We start from the raw sequence: 16,005 nt of genomic DNA on the forward strand, positions 1-16,005 counted from the left end.
ACAGCGATCAAACTCGCTGTCAACCACCTCGGCGATCTTCTTTTCAGCCCGCTACCGAAGCAGCGAATGAAGAGCGGCAAGTGAATCACCCGCCTGACCACCACTCCCACCTCAGAACACCTGTAAGTACTTGATTTTCAAGTTCTTTCAGCGCTTCGTCGCTGGGAGTGGTGCGCATTATAGGGAGTTTAAATCGGCCGTCAACGACTAATTTAAACTTTCTTCACTCAGCGACCAGGGAGACGCGAGCGAAAGCCTTCTTGCCAGCCTGCAGGACGTGGGTAGCGCCTACTTTGAAGACGAAGCTGCGATCCACGACTTCGCCATCAACGCGCACGCCTCCGGACGACAGCAGGTCGCGAGCAACAGCGGAGTTCTTCACCAGGCCTGCCTTATTAAGGACAGCGCCAATGGGCAGATCTTCCGCCGCCGCTACTTCTACTTCCGGCAGGTCTTCCGGGAGCTCACCCTCTTTCAGGCGATTACCCGCGGACTTGTGCGCGGAAGCAGCAGCTTCTTCACCATGGAAGCGGGCGACGATCTCTTCCGCCAGCTTGATCTTGATATCACGCGGGTTGGCGCCAGCCTCGACGTCTTTCTTGAAGCCCTCGATCTCTTCCATGGAGCGGAAGCTGAGCAGCTCGAAGTAACGCCACATCAGGGTATCCGGGATGGAGACCAGCTTGCTGTACATGACGCCCGGCGCTTCCTGAATGCCGATGTAGTTGCCCAGAGACTTGGACATCTTCTTAACGCCGTCCAGACCTTCCAGCAACGGCATGGTCAAGATGCACTGAGGCTCCTGCTCATAGGCACGCTGGAGTTCACGCCCCATCAGCAGGTTGAACTTCTGGTCGGTACCACCAAGCTCGACGTCCGCACGCAGCGCCACCGAGTCATAGCCCTGAACCAGCGGATAGAGGAACTCGTGAATGGCGATGGACTGATTGCTGGCATAGCGCTTGCTGAAATCATCGCGTTCCAGCATACGAGCAACGGTGTACTGGGAAGCCAGACGAATGAAATCAGCAGGAGAAAGCTGGTCCATCCAGGTGGAATTGAAGGCTACCTCGGTCTTCGCGGGGTCGAGGATCTTGAAGACCTGGGCCTTGTACGTCTCGGCGTTCTCGAGAACCTGCTCGCGGGTGAGGGGTGGGCGGGTAACACTTTTACCGCTGGGGTCACCGATCATCCCAGTGAAGTCACCGATCAGGAAGATCACCTGATGGCCCAGCTCCTGGAACTGACGAAGCTTATTAATAAGGACGGTGTGTCCCAGGTGCAGATCAGGAGCGGTCGGGTCGAAGCCGGCCTTGATACGCAGGGGCTGGCCGCGCTTGAGCTTTTCGATCAGCTCGGCCTCCACGAGAATTTCGTCTGCACCGCGCTGGATCAGCGCCAGCTGCTCTTCGACCGACTTCATTGCAGGTTCCTGTACGTTGCGAATTGCGAAAGGGAACCAACGATACAAGAACAGGCACTAAAAACAAGTTTTGCCCAGCGTCAGAGGACAGGACGTCAGAAGCCCGACATCAGGGTTGCTTCATAGGGAATTGGGTTATATTTTAGGCAGTTATTTCACACTCCAAAAACACCACTCACGCCATGACGCAATCCGATCAGAAAGCGCCGTACTACCCGAAGAGCCATCTGCTGGCCGCAAGCGGTGTAGCAGCGCTCCTCAGCCTGGCTCTGCTGGTGTTCCCCTCGGCCGAGGTCGAGGCGAAGAAGACCACTCTCAATCTCGAGCTGGAAAACAGCACTGAGCAGATCCTTCAGGAAAAAGACGATCTTCGACCCAACGCGGTCACGGAAGACGACGGCTCTTCGCCTTTTGCACAGATAGAAGGCCAGCCGGACAACCAGAACAGCGCCGGGAAAGGCGCGGAAAAGAAGAACGATCTCGCCGATTCGAACCAACAACCCTCCCTCTCCGCTTCCGCAGACCCTGCGTGGAAAAGCGTGACCGTGGGCAAGGGCGACACCCTTTCTACCGTGTTCGCGAAGGCCGGCCTGCCGGCGAACGTCGTGCACGACATGCTTGCCGCCAGTAAGGACGCCAAGCAGTTCACCCGTCTTGATATCGGCCAGGACGTGGACTTCCTCATCGACACCAAGGGCGAGCTGCAGGGCCTGAAGGTCAAGCGCAGCGACCTCGAGACGATCAGCCTGAACAAGTCTGCCAAGGGCTATGACTTCAAGCGTGACCTGGTCAAACCCTCGGTGCATGCGAACTATGCCCACGGCCGCGTCGACAGCTCGCTGTTCGTCGCCGGCAAGAACGCCGGGCTGTCCCACGACCTGATCATGTCGATGGCCAACATCCTCGGCTACGACATCGATTTCGCCCAGGATATTCGCGAAGGCGATTCGTTCGACGTGATCTACGAGTCCCAGCAGGTACAGGGCAAGCAGGTCGGCACCGGCAGCATCCTCGCGGTGCGCTTCGTCAACCGCGGCAAGGAATACACGGCGGTGCGCTACACCAGCAAACAGGGCAGCACCAGCTACCTGCGCGCTGATGGCAGCAGCATGCGCAAGGCATTCATCCGTACTCCTGTGGACTTTGCCCGCATCAGTTCGCGCTTCTCTATTGGGCGTTTCCACCCGATCCTGAACAAGATTCGTGCACACAAGGGCGTGGACTACGCGGCGCCAATCGGTACCCCAATCAAGGCGACCGGTGACGGCAAGATTCTCGAAGCCGGCCGCAAAGGTGGCTACGGCAACGCCGTGGTGATCCAGCACGGCCAGCGCTATCGCACCGTATACGGCCATATGAGCCGCTTCGCCAAGGGCATCCGCTCGGGCGTGGCGGTGAAGCAGGGCCAGATCATCGGCTACGTTGGCATGACCGGCCTCGCCACTGGCCCGCACCTGCACTACGAGTTCCAGGTCAACGGTCAGCATGTCGACCCGCTGAGCGCCAAGCTGCCGACCGCCGACCCACTGTCCGGCCCGGAGCGCAAGCGCTTCATGGCTCAGGCGCAACCGCTGATCGCACGCATGGACCAGGAGAAGGCGACCTTCCTGGCCCTGAACAAGCGCTGAGTCATGCCGCTCTATCTGGGGGTGATGTCCGGTACCAGTCTCGACGGGCTGGACATCGCCCTGATCGAGCAAGGCGAGCAGACCACTCTACTCGCCTCCTACTACCTCCCGATGCCCACGGCGCTACGTGCCGACTTACTGGCACTCTGCTCTTCCGGCCCCGACGAAATTGCCCGCTCCGCCCTCGCGGAAAACAGCTGGGTGCGTCTGGCCGCCCAGGGCATCAATGAACTCCTCGCCCGTGAGAAGCTGAGCGCCAGCGCGATTCGCGCCATCGGCAGCCATGGCCAGACCATTCGCCACGAGCCGCACCTGGGCTTCACCATGCAGATTGGCAACCCAGCACTGCTCGCCGAGTTGACCGGCATCGACGTCGTCGCCGACTTCCGCCGCCGCGACGTAGCCGCCGGTGGCCAGGGTGCACCGCTGGTACCCGCCTTCCACCGCGCGCTGTTCGATAGAGATGGTCGCGAGTGCGCCATCCTCAACGTTGGCGGTTTCAGCAACGTCTCGCTGCTCAGCCCTGGCAAGCCGGTTCGCGGATTCGACTGCGGCCCCGGCAACGTCCTGCTGGATGCCTGGATTCAGGAGCAGCGCGGCGAAGCCTATGACCGCGACGGCGCCTGGGCTGCCAGCGGCAGCATCGATCAGGCGCTATTGCAGAAAATGCTGGCCGATGACTTCTTCGCCGCCAAAGGCCCGAAAAGCACCGGACGGGAGCGCTTCAACCTGAACTGGCTGAACACAGCCCTGGCCGGCCACGGCCCGGTGAAGGCCGAAGACGTGCAGGCAACCCTGCTCGAACTGACCGCACAAAGCATCGCTACAGCACTATTGGACGCGCAACCCGGCTGCGAGGAAGTGGTGGTTTGCGGTGGCGGCGCCTTCAACGCGACGCTGATGCAACGACTGGCCGCGCACATGCCGGGCGCCAGCGTGATCAGCAGCCTCGAGCGCGGCGTACCGCCGGAATGGATGGAGGCGATGGCCTTCGCCTGGCTGGCCCATCGCTTCTTCGAACGCGAGCCCGGCAACTGCCCGGAAGTCACGGCCGCGAGGGGGCCACGTATTCTCGGCGCGCTCCACCCCGCCTGAATCCCCCACGCAAACAAAAACGCCGCGCATTTGCGCGGCGTTTTCGCTGCTACGGCATCAGATCGAGAAGGACTGACCGCAGCCGCAGGTGGTCGCTGCGTTCGGGTTCTTGATGACGAACCGCGAACCTTCGAGGCCTTCCTGGTAGTCCACTTCCGCACCGGCGAGGTACTGGAAGCTCATCGGATCGACCACGAGGTTGACGCCGTCGCGCTCGACGATGGTGTCGTCGTCCGCGGTGTCTTCATCGAAGGTGAACCCGTACTGGAAGCCCGAACAGCCACCGCCCGTGACGAACACCCGCAGCTTGAGGCGCGGGTTGCCTTCTTCGTCGATCAGGTTCTTCACCTTGTTCGCAGCGCCTTGCGAGAACATCAGCGGAGTGGGGGTGAAGGTTTCGATGGTCATGGTGAAAACTCTCCCGGCCGAGGCCGTACGTTACAACATTGCGGACCATTATCCGCTTACCCCAGAAAAACGGTCAACTAATCCGACTCATCCATTGGTCCAGATCAATCGACCGCATTCCGAGGCAGTCTTTCCTTACGGCAGCAGTGCGACGTTGGACAGGCCCAGGTGCTCGTCCAGGCCAAACAGGATGTTCATGTTCTGGATCGCCTGGCCCGACGCGCCCTTCACCAGGTTGTCGATCACCGACAGGATCACCACCAAGTCGCCGCCCTGCGGACGGTGCACCGCGATGCGGCACACGTTGGCGCCGCGCACGCTGCGGGTTTCCGGATGGCTGCCGGCCGGCATCACGTCGACGAATGGTTCGTTGGCGTACCGTTCTTCATACAGTTTCTGCAGATCGACGCCACGATCAGCGACGCGCGCGTACAGGGTCGCGTGGATACCACGGATCATCGGGGTCAGGTGCGGCACGAAGGTCAGACCGACATCGCCCTTGGCGGCGCGACGCAGGCCCTGGCTGATTTCCGGCAGGTGACGGTGACCTTTCACCGAGTAGGCCATCATGCTTTCGCCGGCTTCGCAGAACAGCGAACCGACCTTGGCGCCACGACCAGCGCCGCTGACGCCGGACTTGCAGTCGGCGATCAGCTGGCTGGCGTCAGCCAGGCCGTTCTCCAGCAGCGGGATGAGGCCGAGCTGGGTGGCGGTCGGGTAGCAACCGGGAACGGCGATCAGGCGCGCCGACTTGATTGCCTCGCGATTCACTTCCGGCAGGCCATAGACGGCTTCGGACAGCAGTTCGGGTGCACCGTGGGGCTGGCCGTACCACTTGGCCCACTCCTCGGCGTCCTGCAGGCGGAAGTCCGCGGACAGGTCGATCACCCGAGTTCCGGTTGCCAGCAGCTCGCCAGCCAGTGCATGAGCCACGCCGTGTGGAGTGGCGAAGAACACCACGTCGCACTCGCCCAGACGCTTCACGTCCGGCACGCTGAAAGCCAGGCCGTCGTAGTGGCCTCGCAGGTTCGGGTACATGTCGGCGACTTTCACGCCCTCCTCGGAACGCGAGGTAATCACCTCGACGCGAGCCTGAGGATGCTGTGCCAGCAGGCGTAGCAGTTCCACGCCCGTATAACCCGTACCGCCTACGATACCGACCTTGATCATCTGCCTGTCACTCCACCTATGGGGCCAAATTCAGGGGCAGCCATGATATGAGCCGCTGCCCCTGCTGAACAGAGCGAATACACGCGGGTTTAAGAGCCTTTGGTCGGAGCCAGGGTTTCCTGCATCTGACGAGCGAGCGCGTGATAGATCGGCAGCGGGTTCAGGCGCGCCGAGACACCGCTGGCCAGCAGCGTGGCGGCGAGGATGGGAATCAGCATGTCGGGGCTGTGGGACATCTCCACGGTAATCACCGTGGCGGTGAGCGGCGTGCGCGTGACTCCGGCGAGGTAGGCGGACATCCCCAGCAGGGCCACTGCCGGCAGGCTTGCGCCGGGGATCAGCGGCGTCAGCCAGGGCGCCAGGCTGGCGCCGACGGTGAGCGAGGGCGAGAACAACCCGCCGGGGATGCCGGCGATGAAGGAAATCACGTTGGCGATGAACTTCCACAGGAGGAAGTCATGCCCCACCACCGGCTGCCCCTCGAGGATGGACCGGGTCTCGGCGTACCCGGTGCCGAACACATGTTGCCCGGACAGCAGGCCGAGCAGCGCCAGCACCAGCCCGCAGGCAGCGGCGAAGCGGATCGGCCAGCGCCCGCGCCAACGGCTGATGAAGCTGAGCGGACCGCGCTGGGTCGGCAGTACCAGCCGACAGTAGAGGCCGCCGAGCAAGCCCCCGAGCACTCCGCAGGCCACCACGGCAATCCAGGCCGGGCCCAGCGGCATGCTTTCCGAAAGGCGACCGAAATAGCTGTAGCTGCCCATCAGGCCGAGCGTGACCATACCGCCGAGCAGGACGGCGGTGAGCACCAGCCCGCTGAAGCGCTGCTCGAAGGTGCGGCTCAGTTCCTCGATGGCGAAGACCACCCCGCCCAGTGGCGTATTGAAGGCCGCCGCGATGCCCGCCGCACCGCCAGCGATGATCAGGCCGGACACCGTGCGCTTGTCGTAGAGCCCCAGGCGACGGCCGAGCGAATACATAAGTGCCGCGCCGATATGCACGGTCGGGCCCTCGCGGCCGGCCGAGGCCCCCACCAGCAGCGCCAGCAGAGTCATCGCCAGCTTGCCCACGGCAATCCGCACCGATAGCAGGGCATTGCGCGTGCGGCTGCTGCGCTGCTCCAGCGCCACGATGACCTGTGGAATGCCGCTGCCACGAGTGTTCTTCAGCGCCCCCTGGGTCAGCCAGACCAGGCCGGCGAAGCCCAGCGGGCAAAGCAACCACGGCCACCACGGGCTGCGCGCGACCACGCTGCGGAAGGTCGCGCTGGCGAGGTCCGCCAGGTGGGCGAAGGCCAGGGCCACCAGGCCGACCAGCAGCGCACCGAGCCAGAACGCCAAGTTGCGCCGCCACTGACGCAGCAATGGGTGTCGCGCCAGCGGGCGCTTGGGGACGATGCGAGCAGACGAATCACCAGTCGGCTCGCTGGAACTCTCCGGCGGTGCAGGTTCTGACATGGACACGAAGCCGGGCATCTTCCGGATGCCGTGCGGCGCGCGCGGCAAACAGCCACGGACGGAAGACCTCAGTGTAATAGACACAGGGATGACGGCATTGCACGGCGCCACTACTATCGGCTCAACCGTGATCCGAGGAAATTCCGATGCTTTACCTGTGGTTGAAAGCCTTTCACATCATTGCCGTGGTCTGCTGGTTCGCCGGCCTCTTCTATCTCCCGCGACTGTTCGTCTATCACGCCATGAGCGAGGACGCCGCCAGCCGCGAGCGCTTCTGCATCATGGAGCGCAAGCTGTACCGCGGCATCATGGGCCCATCGATGATCCTCACCATCGTCCTCGGCGCCTGGATGCTTTACCTCAACCCGGCCTGGCTGACCCAGGGCTGGATACACGCCAAGCTGACCCTGGTGGTCCTGCTGATCGGCTACCACCACGCCTGCGGCGCCATGCTCAAGCGCTTCGCCCGTGGCGAGAACGGCCGCAGCCATGTGTTCTACCGCTGGTTCAACGAAGTGCCGGTACTGTTCCTGATCGCCATCGTGATCCTGGTGGTCGTCAAACCCTTCTGACCCCGACAAGGAGACTGTCATGTCCCTGCCCGCCCTGCTCGACCGACGCCTGCGCATTCCCCTGGTGGCGGCACCGATGTTCCTGGTCTCCAACCCGCAACTGGTGCTGGCCTGCTGCAAGAGCGGCATCGTCGGCAGCTTCCCCGCGCTGAACCAGCGCGAGAGCAGCGGCTTCAAGGCCTGGCTGGAAGAGATCGAAGCCGGGCTGGCGGCCGACCCGCAGGCAGCGCCCTACGCGGTGAACCTGATCGTCCACAACACCAACCCGCGCCTGCAGGAAGACCTCAAGCTCTGCGTCGAGCACAAGGTGCCCATCGTCATCACCAGCCTGGGCGCGGTGCGCGAGGTGGTGGATGCGGTGCACAGCTATGGCGGCCTGGTGTTCCATGACGTCACCACCCGCCGCCATGCCGAGAAGGCGGCGGAAGCCGGCGTCGATGGCCTGATCGCCGTGGCCGCCGGCGCCGGTGGCCATGCCGGCACCTGGAGCCCGTTCGCGCTGGTCGCCGAGATCCGTCAGTTCTTCGACAAGACCCTGCTGCTGGCCGGCTGCATCAACCACGGCCACGAGATCCTCGCCGCCCAGGTGCTGGGCGCCGACCTCGCCTATCTCGGCACCCGCTTCATCGCCACCCGCGAGAGCGCCGCTTCCGAGGATTACAAGCACATGCTGCTCAACGCCCGCGCCGCCGACATCATCCACACCCCCGCCGTCTCCGGCGTGCCGGCCAGCTTCATGCGCCAGAGCCTGGAAGCCGCGGGCTTCGACATGCAACGGCTGAACGACAAGGGCGCGCTCGACTACGGCGAGAAGCTCAAGCCGGTCAGCGACGAGGCCAAGGCATGGAAAACCGTGTGGTCCGCCGGCCAGGGTGTCGGCGATATCCGCGACCTGCCCGCGGTGGGCGAGCTGATTGCGCGGCTCGACCACGAGTACCGCCAGGCCCTGACCCGCAGCGCCGGCCTGTCCAACCAGCTGCTGGTCTGAGCTGCGGCACCGCTCACGATATATCCGCCGGGGCCGCTTGTTGGCCTACGGCGGCCCGATTACGCTGTAGCGATTCCAACATAGCCAGAAGACAAGGATGCCCCGATGGATCAATCCCGCTTCAAGATCGTGTTCGACGGCGCGCTGATGCCGCAGACACCCCTGGAAACCGCAAAGGAAAATCTCGCCCGCCTGTTCAAGAGCGACGCCGCGAAGATCGAAGCGCTGTTCAGCGGCCAGCCGGTCGTGCTCAAGCGCGACCTCTCAGGCGACGAGGCCGACAAGTACCTGCGCGCCCTCCATGGCGCCGGCGCCAACGCCCGAAAGGAAGCCGAAGGCGTTGCCGGTTTCAGCCTGGTGGAGACCGATGACCATCCCAGCGAAGCGACCCTGGCGGCCCGCGCCTCCGGCGAAAGCACCAGCAACGAGCGGATGACCTGCCCCAAGTGCGGCCACGAACAGGCCACAGACATCGAGTGCAGCGCCTGCGGCATCGTCATCGAGAAATACCTGGCACGCCAGGCCGAACTGGCGGCCAATCCGGCGCCCGCTGCGGCAGCCACTGCTCCGAACGCGCCCGCCTCTCCCTATGCGCCGCCCCAGGCCAAGGTCGGCGACGACCTGCCGGAATTCGGCGAACTGAAAGTCCGCAGCCTGTCCGGCCGGATCGGTCGGGTGCGCTATCTCGGCTGGTCCGCCGCGCTGTCCTTCATCGTCTTCGGCGCCTACCTGGTCGCCAGCCTGCTGATGGCCGTATCCCTGCCCCTGGGCGTGGTTGCCATCGCCGCGGTGGTCATCGCCGCTATGGTCTTCAGCGTGCCCATCGGCGTACAACGCCTGCACGACCTGGGCTGGTCCGGTTGGCTGTGGCTGGCACTGCTGGTGCCTTTCGTCAACGTGGTTCTCAGCCTTCTGATGCTGTTCATGCCCGGCGAGCAGACCGCCAACCGCTTCGGCCCCCCGCCGCCGCCCAACAGCACTGCCGTCAAGGTCCTGGCCTTCTCCTGGCTGCTGTTCCCGGTGTTTGGCGGTATCCTCGCCGCCATCGCGATACCGGCCTACCAGAGCTACCTCGAACGCGCCCAGGCGGCGCAGTCCTCGCAGTACCAGCAGGGCGACGAGGCTGCCGATCCGGCAGCCACCGCGGAGCCTTCCGACGGCGACTTCAGCAGTGGCGACACCGAAGGCGGCGACTCGGATCAGTAATGCAACAACCCGTGGCGGGCGTGGTCGAACGCCACCCCGTCACAGAGACTCCTGAATGCCTCGTTTTGCCCTCATCACCGGCGCTTCCAGTGGCATCGGCCTGGCCCTGGCCGAAGCCCTCGCCCGCCGTGGCCAGGCACTGATCCTGGTGGCGCGCCAGCGCGATGCACTGGACAGCGCCGCCTGTGAGTTGTCTCAGCGTTTCGGGGTGGAAGTGCTGTTCCGCGTCTGCGACCTGGCCGAGCCGCTGCAGATTTCCGGCCTGCTGCACGAGCTGGAACAGAGCGGGAGGCAGATCGAGCTGCTGGTGAACAATGCCGGCATCGGCACCTCCGGCGCGTTCATCGACCAGGACTGGTCCCGCGAGCAGGAACTGCTGGAGCTCAACGTCCTGGCCCTGGCCCGCCTGTGCCACGGCATCGGCGCGATGATGGAGCGCACCGGCGGCGGGCGGATTCTCAACGTCGCCTCTATGGCCAGCCTGCTGCCTGGTCCATGGATGAGCAGCTACTACGCCAGCAAGGCGTTCGTGCTGCATTTCTCCGAAGGTCTGCGCGAAGAACTCAAAGGCCGCGGCATCAAGGTCTCGGTACTGTGCCCGGGACCGACCCGCACGGCCTTCTACCGCAATGCCGATATGCGCCTGGGCAAGCTCGACGACGGCAAGCGCGTCATGACTCCCGAGGAAGTCGCCTTCCTCACCGTGAAAGCGCTGCGCCGCGCGCCCGCGCTGATCATCCCCGGCTGGCGCAACCGTCTGTTCGCCTGTGGCGTGCGCCTGCTGCCACGCTGGGTCATGCGCAAGCTAGCCGGGCGCATCAATCGCCTGGCGCTGGCCGGCTGATTCAGGCTCAGTCCGCACGCACGGTACGGCCGTCGGCCCACTGGCGCAGGGCGGCCAGCTCTTCCGCCATGACTACCGACAACGGTGCGGTGCGGCGGATTTCCTCCAGCAGCAGCGTCTGATCCACCGCCTTCTGCCGTGCCTGCGCGGCGTAGAAGGCGCCCACCACCGCCTGCTCGATCTCCGCCCCCGAGAAACCGTCGGCCGCTTCGGCCAGCTCGCCCAGATCGAACTGCGTCACCTCCAGCTCCCGGCGCACGAGGTGAATACGGAAGATGTCCATGCGCACGCCAGGGTCCGGCAAGTCGACGAAAAACAGCTCGTCGAAGCGCCCCTTGCGCACCAGCTCCGGCGGCAGGCGATCGATGGCGTTCGCAGTGGCCACCATGAATACCGGTGCCTTGCGCTCGGCCATCCAGGTCAGCAGCGTCGCCAGTACGCGCTGGCTGACGCCATTGTCCTGATCGCCGGTGGCCACGCCTTTCTCTATCTCGTCCGCCCAGAGCACGCAGGGTGCCATGCTGTCCGCCAGGCGCAGAGCCTCCCGCAAATTACGCTCGGTCTCGCCGAAGTACTTGTTGTAGAGGCTGCCGAAATCCAGGCGCAGCAGCGGCAGGCTCCAAAGACCGGCAACGGCCTTGGCCGCCAGACTCTTGCCGCCGCCCTGCACTCCCACCAGCAGCACGCCCTTGGGCAGGTCCTTCTCCTTGTTCTCGGTGAAGGCGCTCTGCCGTTCACCCAGCCAGCGCTTGAGATTGGCCAGCCCGCCCACTTCGGCGAAGCGAGCGGTGTCGTGTTCGAAACTGAGTACGCCGTCGAGGTTGAGCAGCTCGAACTTGGTGCGATTGAGCTCCGGCAGGTCTTCCTGGGTGATCGCCCCATCGTTGCAGATCACACTGCGTGCCAGCAGCCTTGCTTCGCCGTGGGTCAGGCCGCGCAGGTTCTTCACGACCTGGCGCAGGGTCCGATTGTCCGTGCGCACGCGCGCGCCCTTGTTGCGCTCGCTCCAGCGGCTCGCTTCCTCGCGCACCAGCCCCACCAGCTCATCCTCGGAGGGCAGCGACAGCGCAAAGCGCGCAGCGAAGCGCTGGACCTCGGCGGGCAGCTTCAGCGCGTGGGACACCAGCACCACCGTGGGGCGGAAATTGCCCTCGGCCATGGCGATCTCCTTGAGCAGGCGCACGGCGCGCGGGTTATCCATCAGATAAGGATGCAGATCGCAGAGCACATAGAGGTTCGGCTGCGGGTCAGCCTTGATCAGACGCAGGGCATTCTCCGCCTCGCGGCTGTCGTTCTCTCCCTGGGGTTCCCCACCAAAACCCAGGCGCTGCAGGCCTTCGGTCGACGACCACAGCTGCAGGTTGAGCCCACGGCGCACCGCCAGACCGGTCAGGGTCTCCAGTACACGGGGTTCATCCCAGGACTCGATGACGATCAGCTTGACCCTGGAGTCGAGCACCAGGCCCAGGTCGTGGATATCGTTCTGCACGCTCGCTCCTTGCGTTGGCCGGCCCGGAACTGGGCGCGGCGGTCGACGGCCGCTAAACTGCTGCTCCTGACCACACGACTGGAGGAGCATTTCGTGGACTGTCTGTTCTGCAAGATCGTCGCCGGGGACATTCCCGCGCGCAAGCTCTATGAAGATGACCAGGTCATCGCCTTCCACGACATCGGCCCGCAGGCGCCGGTGCACTTCCTCGTGATCCCGAAGAAGCACGTGTCCACCCTCAACGACCTGACCGAGGCGGACAAACCGCTGGCCGGGCACATCCTCTTCACCGCCCAGCGGCTGGCGAAGGAGCAAGGCTGCGACGAGGGCTTCCGCGTGGTGATGAACTGCAACGACCTGGGCGGCCAGACCGTGCATCACATACACATGCACGTGCTGGGCCAGCGCCAGATGCATTGGCCGCCGGGTTGATCCTCGGCTGACTGGCAGAAGAACCTGCGCGCACCTCGGCAAGACCTGTCATCCGCCATCCGGTAAACTGCGTGGCGAATGTTCCTACTCGGAGGTGCGCCATGTCCGCCGACCGTCACTACTCCCCCGCCGACCGCTTCCTGCTGCAGGCCGATGCCGCGCTGCGCACCCTGCTGCCCTTCAGCGGCCACCCGGGACGTCCGTCCCCTGCCATCGTCCAGCCCGACGCCGAGCTCAGCGACACCGATGCCCGCCACGTAGCCGGCCTGATGCGCATCAACCATACCGGCGAGGTCTGCGCCCAGGCGCTGTACCAGGGCCAGGCACTGACCGCCAAGCTGCCAAAGGTGCGCAAGGCCATGGAAGAGGCGGCCGACGAGGAAGTCGACCATCTCGCCTGGTGCGAACAGCGCATCCGCGAGCTGGGCAGCCGCCCGAGCGTGCTCAACCCGATCTTCTACGGCCTGTCCTTCGGTGTCGGCGCTGCCGCCGGGCTGATCAGCGACCGCGTCAGCCTGGGCTTCGTCGCAGCCACCGAGGACCAGGTGTGCAAGCACCTGGACGAACACCTGGCGGAAATCCCCGCCGAGGACCAGAAGTCCCGCGCCATCCTCGAACAGATGCGCGAAGACGAGGAGCACCACGCCACCAGTGCCATCGAGGCTGGCGGCCTGCGCTTCCCGGCACCGGTAAAGTTCGGCATGACGCTGCTGTCCAAGGTAATGACCAAGTCCACCTACCGGATCTGATCCGGAAGGCAACAAAAAGGGCGCCCAGCGGGCGCCCTTTTTTTATCGCACGGAAGATCAGCGCGGCATGTTGCGCGCGTAGAAGATCTCCAGCATTTCGTGTCGCACTCGCTCTTCCACCTGCTTGCGCTGTTCGGGCGACAGGTTGCTGGTCGCATCCCCGAACAGGTAGTTGTCCAGGTCGAACTCCTTGAGCAGCATCTTGGTGTGGAACAGGTTCTCCTGGTACACGTTCACGTCGGTCATCTGATAGGCCTCGTACGTGTCGTCGGAGAGATAGTTCTGGATCGAGTTGATCTCGTGGTCGATGAAGTGCTTCTTGCCTTCCACGTCGCGGGTGAAGCCGCGCACGCGGTAATCCACGGTGACGATGTCCGAGTCGAACTGGTGGATGAGGTAGTTGAGCGCTTTCAGCGGCGAGATGACGCCGCAGGTCGACACATCGATGTCCACCCGGAAGGTCGCGATGCCTTCCACCGGATGGATCTCCGGATAGGTGTGCACGGTGATATGGCTCTTGTCGAGGTGCGCCAGGATGGTTTCCGGCAGCGGCCCCGGGGACTCCTCGATCTGGCTGTCGGTCGGGGTGACCGGCTGCTCGGAGATCAGGATGGTTACGCTGGCGCCTTGCGGATCGTAATCCTGACGGGCGATGTTCAGGATGTTTGCGCCAATGATGTCGACAACATCGGTGAGGATCTGCGTGAGACGTTCGGCATCGTACTCTTCGTCGATGTACTGCACGTAGGCCTGCTGGTCTTCAGGCGTCTCGGCATAGCAGATGTCATAGATGTTGAAGCTCAAGGTCTTCGTCAGGTTGTTGAACCCGTGGAGCTTGAGTTTACTTTTCACCGTGGGATAACTCTCATCAAATGCGGCTCTGCCGCGTGGTTGAGCATGCCCGTCAGATGCGTACGGCGGCACCTGCGTAGGACGGTTTACACCTCTTCGCGATGGCGATTGTGGTTGCTTGGTTTCGGGCCGGATGGCCCTGAAAAAAGGTGGCGCATTATGCAGAGGTCAGGCGACCTCTGCCAGAGTTTGCGCACCCTTGATGATGAAAGGATGAAGGGGGCTGTCAGCCCAGCTCCACGATCTCGTAGTCGTGGCTGATCTCGACGCCGGCGCGGCCGAGCATGATCGACGCGGAGCAGTATTTCTCGGCAGACAGTTCCACCGCGCGCTTCACCTGCGCTTCCTTCAGGCCACGACCCTTGACCACGAAATGCACATGGATCTTGGTGAACACCTTGGGGTCTTCGTCGGCACGCTCGGCTTCGAGGAAGGCCTCGCAGCTTTCCACGGGCTGGCGGCCCTTCTTCAGGATGCTGACCACGTCGAAGTTGGTGCAACCGCCCAGGCCGAGCAGGAGCATTTCCATGGGGCGCACGCCCAGGTTGCGGCCACCGGCGTCTGGCGGGCCGTCCATCACCACGACGTGGCCGCTGCCGGATTCACCGAGGAACATCGCCTCACCCGCCCACTGGATTCGCGCTTTCATTGCAAGGAACTCCGCCGGAAAAAAAGGGGCGACAGCTTATCACAGGCCCCTAGCACGCCCAGTGGGAGCGATGGCTGTTACCCAGGTCTCATTTCCACACGGCCAGTATGCATTTATCACTTAAGCTGGCGCCGGTTTACTGGCACACTCTCAGAAATTGCCTACACGAACGTTCCAGACTTCCGATTGCTGGTGACACGTCGTCTGTTAAGCTCTTGCTGATTTACATACATGCAAGACTGCTCAGCAAGGCAATCATGCCGCCCTGGGGATCGAGGGGGATCGCGCCAGGGACGCACGGCACTACAGCTGAACATAAAAAATCATTAGCGCCTGTTGTGCAAAGGCCACTCTTTCTACTTTCCGGGACTCGGGCATGGTAGCTATTACCCTCACACCCAAAATCAAGAACCTCGACAAGTTGCTCGCGCACTGTCATCGCCGCCGCTTCACCGCCAAGAGCACCATCATCTACGCCGGTGACCGCTGCGAGAGCCTGTTCTTCATCATCAAGGGGTCGGTAACCGTCCTGATCGAGGATGACGACGGCCGCGAGATGATCATCGGGTACCTCAACACTGGCGACTTCTTCGGGGAGATGGGGCTCTTCGAGAAGGAAGGCAGCACCGGCCAGGAGCGTAGCGCCTGGATCCGCGCCAAGACCGAATGCGAAGTCGCCGAGATCAGCTACGCAAAGTTCCGCGAACTGAGCCAGCAGGACCCGGAGATTCTCTTCACCCTGGGCAGCCAGATGGCTGACCGCCTGCGCAAGACCACGCGCAAGGTCGGCGACCTGGCCTTCCTCGACGTCACCGGTCGCGTCGCGCGCACCCTGCTGGACCTGTGCCAGCAGCCGGACGCCATGACTCACCCGGACGGCATGCAGATCAAGATCACCCGCCAGGAAATCGGCCGCATTGTCGGCTGCTCTCGCGAAATGGTCGGCCGCGTGCTCAAGAGCCTGGAAGAGCAGGGCCTGGTGCACGTGAAAGGCAAGACCATGGTGGTCTTCGGCACCCGCTGAAGAGTCGCCAGAAAGCAAA

Annotated in this window: 16 protein-coding genes; 9 read left to right on the forward strand and 7 right to left on the reverse strand. The window is 63.6% G+C overall.

What is annotated here, in order from left to right:
- Window positions 1-223 precede the first annotated feature (223 nt).
- Window positions 224-1,423 (reverse strand): tyrosine--tRNA ligase, encoded by a 1,200-nt coding sequence (gene tyrS, locus IB274_RS26800; protein ID WP_192435829.1) that lies wholly within the window; start codon window positions 1,421-1,423, stop codon window positions 224-226.
- 182 nt (window positions 1,424-1,605) lie between these two features.
- On the opposite strand from tyrS, the gene IB274_RS26805 reads away from it, so the two are divergent.
- Together IB274_RS26805 and IB274_RS26810 are read left to right on the forward strand one after the other, a co-directional pair.
- Entirely contained in the window at window positions 1,606-3,051 is a 1,446-nt protein-coding gene (locus IB274_RS26805) for a peptidoglycan DD-metalloendopeptidase family protein (protein ID WP_192435830.1), read from the forward strand.
- 3 nt (window positions 3,052-3,054) lie between these two features.
- The gene (locus IB274_RS26810; RefSeq protein ID WP_192435831.1) at window positions 3,055-4,146 is read left to right on the forward strand and encodes an anhydro-N-acetylmuramic acid kinase; all 1,092 of its coding nucleotides are present in this window, start codon (window positions 3,055-3,057) and stop codon (window positions 4,144-4,146) included.
- A gap of 57 nt (window positions 4,147-4,203) precedes the next feature.
- Here the strand turns inward: IB274_RS26810 and erpA are convergent, their stop codons facing one another.
- From erpA to IB274_RS26825, 3 genes are all read right to left on the reverse strand, one after another.
- On the reverse strand, window positions 4,204-4,554 hold the full coding sequence (erpA, locus tag IB274_RS26815) for an iron-sulfur cluster insertion protein ErpA (RefSeq protein WP_045212604.1): 351 nt from the start codon (window positions 4,552-4,554) through the stop codon (window positions 4,204-4,206).
- Between the two features lie 135 nt (window positions 4,555-4,689).
- Entirely contained in the window at window positions 4,690-5,724 is a 1,035-nt protein-coding gene (gene argC, locus IB274_RS26820; protein ID WP_192435832.1) for an N-acetyl-gamma-glutamyl-phosphate reductase, read from the reverse strand.
- An 89-nt stretch (window positions 5,725-5,813) separates the two neighbouring features.
- On the reverse strand, window positions 5,814-7,181 hold the full coding sequence (locus IB274_RS26825) for a chloride channel protein (RefSeq protein WP_225615056.1): 1,368 nt from the start codon (window positions 7,179-7,181) through the stop codon (window positions 5,814-5,816).
- 146 nt (window positions 7,182-7,327) lie between these two features.
- On the opposite strand from IB274_RS26825, the gene hemJ reads away from it, so the two are divergent.
- From hemJ to IB274_RS26845, 4 genes are all read left to right on the forward strand, one after another.
- On the forward strand, window positions 7,328-7,753 hold the full coding sequence (hemJ, locus tag IB274_RS26830; protein ID WP_192435833.1) for a protoporphyrinogen oxidase HemJ: 426 nt from the start codon (window positions 7,328-7,330) through the stop codon (window positions 7,751-7,753).
- Window positions 7,754-7,772: 19 nt separating this feature from the next.
- Window positions 7,773-8,741 carry an NAD(P)H-dependent flavin oxidoreductase gene (locus tag IB274_RS26835; RefSeq protein WP_081520751.1) on the forward strand — a complete coding sequence of 323 codons (969 nt, stop codon included), beginning with the start codon at window positions 7,773-7,775 and terminating at the stop codon, window positions 8,739-8,741.
- 105 nt (window positions 8,742-8,846) lie between these two features.
- On the forward strand, window positions 8,847-9,947 hold the full coding sequence (locus IB274_RS26840) for a DUF805 domain-containing protein (protein ID WP_192435834.1): 1,101 nt from the start codon (window positions 8,847-8,849) through the stop codon (window positions 9,945-9,947).
- Window positions 9,948-10,002: 55 nt separating this feature from the next.
- The gene (locus IB274_RS26845) at window positions 10,003-10,791 is read left to right on the forward strand and encodes an SDR family NAD(P)-dependent oxidoreductase (protein WP_192435835.1); all 789 of its coding nucleotides are present in this window, start codon (window positions 10,003-10,005) and stop codon (window positions 10,789-10,791) included.
- Between the two features lie 7 nt (window positions 10,792-10,798).
- Here IB274_RS26845 and IB274_RS26850 read toward each other — a convergent pair whose 3' ends face one another.
- Window positions 10,799-12,280, reverse strand: a complete 1,482-nt coding sequence (locus IB274_RS26850; RefSeq protein WP_192435836.1) for an AAA family ATPase — start codon at window positions 12,278-12,280, stop codon at window positions 10,799-10,801.
- A 93-nt stretch (window positions 12,281-12,373) separates the two neighbouring features.
- Here IB274_RS26850 and IB274_RS26855 point away from each other — a divergent pair, with 93 nt between their 5' ends.
- Both IB274_RS26855 and coq7 read left to right on the forward strand, forming a co-directional pair.
- A complete protein-coding gene (locus IB274_RS26855; protein ID WP_081520754.1) occupies window positions 12,374-12,712 on the forward strand; it encodes a histidine triad nucleotide-binding protein in 339 nt (112 codons plus the stop codon).
- A gap of 101 nt (window positions 12,713-12,813) precedes the next feature.
- A complete protein-coding gene (gene coq7 / locus IB274_RS26860; protein ID WP_081520755.1) occupies window positions 12,814-13,461 on the forward strand; it encodes a 2-polyprenyl-3-methyl-6-methoxy-1,4-benzoquinone monooxygenase in 648 nt (215 codons plus the stop codon).
- Between the two features lie 57 nt (window positions 13,462-13,518).
- Here coq7 and speD read toward each other — a convergent pair whose 3' ends face one another.
- Window positions 13,519-14,313 carry an adenosylmethionine decarboxylase gene (speD, locus tag IB274_RS26865; protein ID WP_017517341.1) on the reverse strand — a complete coding sequence of 265 codons (795 nt, stop codon included), beginning with the start codon at window positions 14,311-14,313 and terminating at the stop codon, window positions 13,519-13,521.
- Between the two features lie 226 nt (window positions 14,314-14,539).
- The gene (locus IB274_RS26870; RefSeq protein WP_192225413.1) at window positions 14,540-14,962 is read right to left on the reverse strand and encodes an OsmC family protein; all 423 of its coding nucleotides are present in this window, start codon (window positions 14,960-14,962) and stop codon (window positions 14,540-14,542) included.
- Window positions 14,963-15,338: 376 nt separating this feature from the next.
- Here IB274_RS26870 and crp point away from each other — a divergent pair, with 376 nt between their 5' ends.
- A complete protein-coding gene (crp, locus tag IB274_RS26875; RefSeq protein ID WP_024763566.1) occupies window positions 15,339-15,986 on the forward strand; it encodes a cAMP-activated global transcriptional regulator CRP in 648 nt (215 codons plus the stop codon).
- Window positions 15,987-16,005: the final 19 nt, after the last annotated feature.

The sequence above is a fragment of the Pseudomonas sp. PDM18 genome (assembly GCF_014852585.1).
Lineage (GTDB): Bacteria > Pseudomonadota > Gammaproteobacteria > Pseudomonadales > Pseudomonadaceae > Pseudomonas.

What these genes read in the sequence shown, in the direction of transcription:
- tyrS (WP_192435829.1), bottom strand. Translation starts at nt 1,423, where the DNA reads ATGAAGTCGGTCGAAGAGCAGCTGGCGCTGATCCAGCGCGGTGCAGAC.
- IB274_RS26805 (WP_192435830.1), top strand. Translation starts at nt 1,606, where the DNA reads ATGACGCAATCCGATCAGAAAGCGCCGTACTACCCGAAGAGCCATCTG.
- IB274_RS26810 (WP_192435831.1), top strand. Translation starts at nt 3,055, where the DNA reads ATGCCGCTCTATCTGGGGGTGATGTCCGGTACCAGTCTCGACGGGCTG.
- erpA (WP_045212604.1), bottom strand. Translation starts at nt 4,554, where the DNA reads ATGACCATCGAAACCTTCACCCCCACTCCGCTGATGTTCTCGCAAGGC.
- argC (WP_192435832.1), bottom strand. Translation starts at nt 5,724, where the DNA reads ATGATCAAGGTCGGTATCGTAGGCGGTACGGGTTATACGGGCGTGGAA.
- IB274_RS26825 (WP_225615056.1), bottom strand. Translation starts at nt 7,181, where the DNA reads ATGTCAGAACCTGCACCGCCGGAGAGTTCCAGCGAGCCGACTGGTGAT.
- hemJ (WP_192435833.1), top strand. Translation starts at nt 7,328, where the DNA reads ATGCTTTACCTGTGGTTGAAAGCCTTTCACATCATTGCCGTGGTCTGC.
- IB274_RS26835 (WP_081520751.1), top strand. Translation starts at nt 7,773, where the DNA reads ATGTCCCTGCCCGCCCTGCTCGACCGACGCCTGCGCATTCCCCTGGTG.
- IB274_RS26840 (WP_192435834.1), top strand. Translation starts at nt 8,847, where the DNA reads ATGGATCAATCCCGCTTCAAGATCGTGTTCGACGGCGCGCTGATGCCG.
- IB274_RS26845 (WP_192435835.1), top strand. Translation starts at nt 10,003, where the DNA reads ATGCCTCGTTTTGCCCTCATCACCGGCGCTTCCAGTGGCATCGGCCTG.
- coq7 (WP_081520755.1), top strand. Translation starts at nt 12,814, where the DNA reads ATGTCCGCCGACCGTCACTACTCCCCCGCCGACCGCTTCCTGCTGCAG.
- IB274_RS26870 (WP_192225413.1), bottom strand. Translation starts at nt 14,962, where the DNA reads ATGAAAGCGCGAATCCAGTGGGCGGGTGAGGCGATGTTCCTCGGTGAA.
- crp (WP_024763566.1), top strand. Translation starts at nt 15,339, where the DNA reads ATGGTAGCTATTACCCTCACACCCAAAATCAAGAACCTCGACAAGTTG.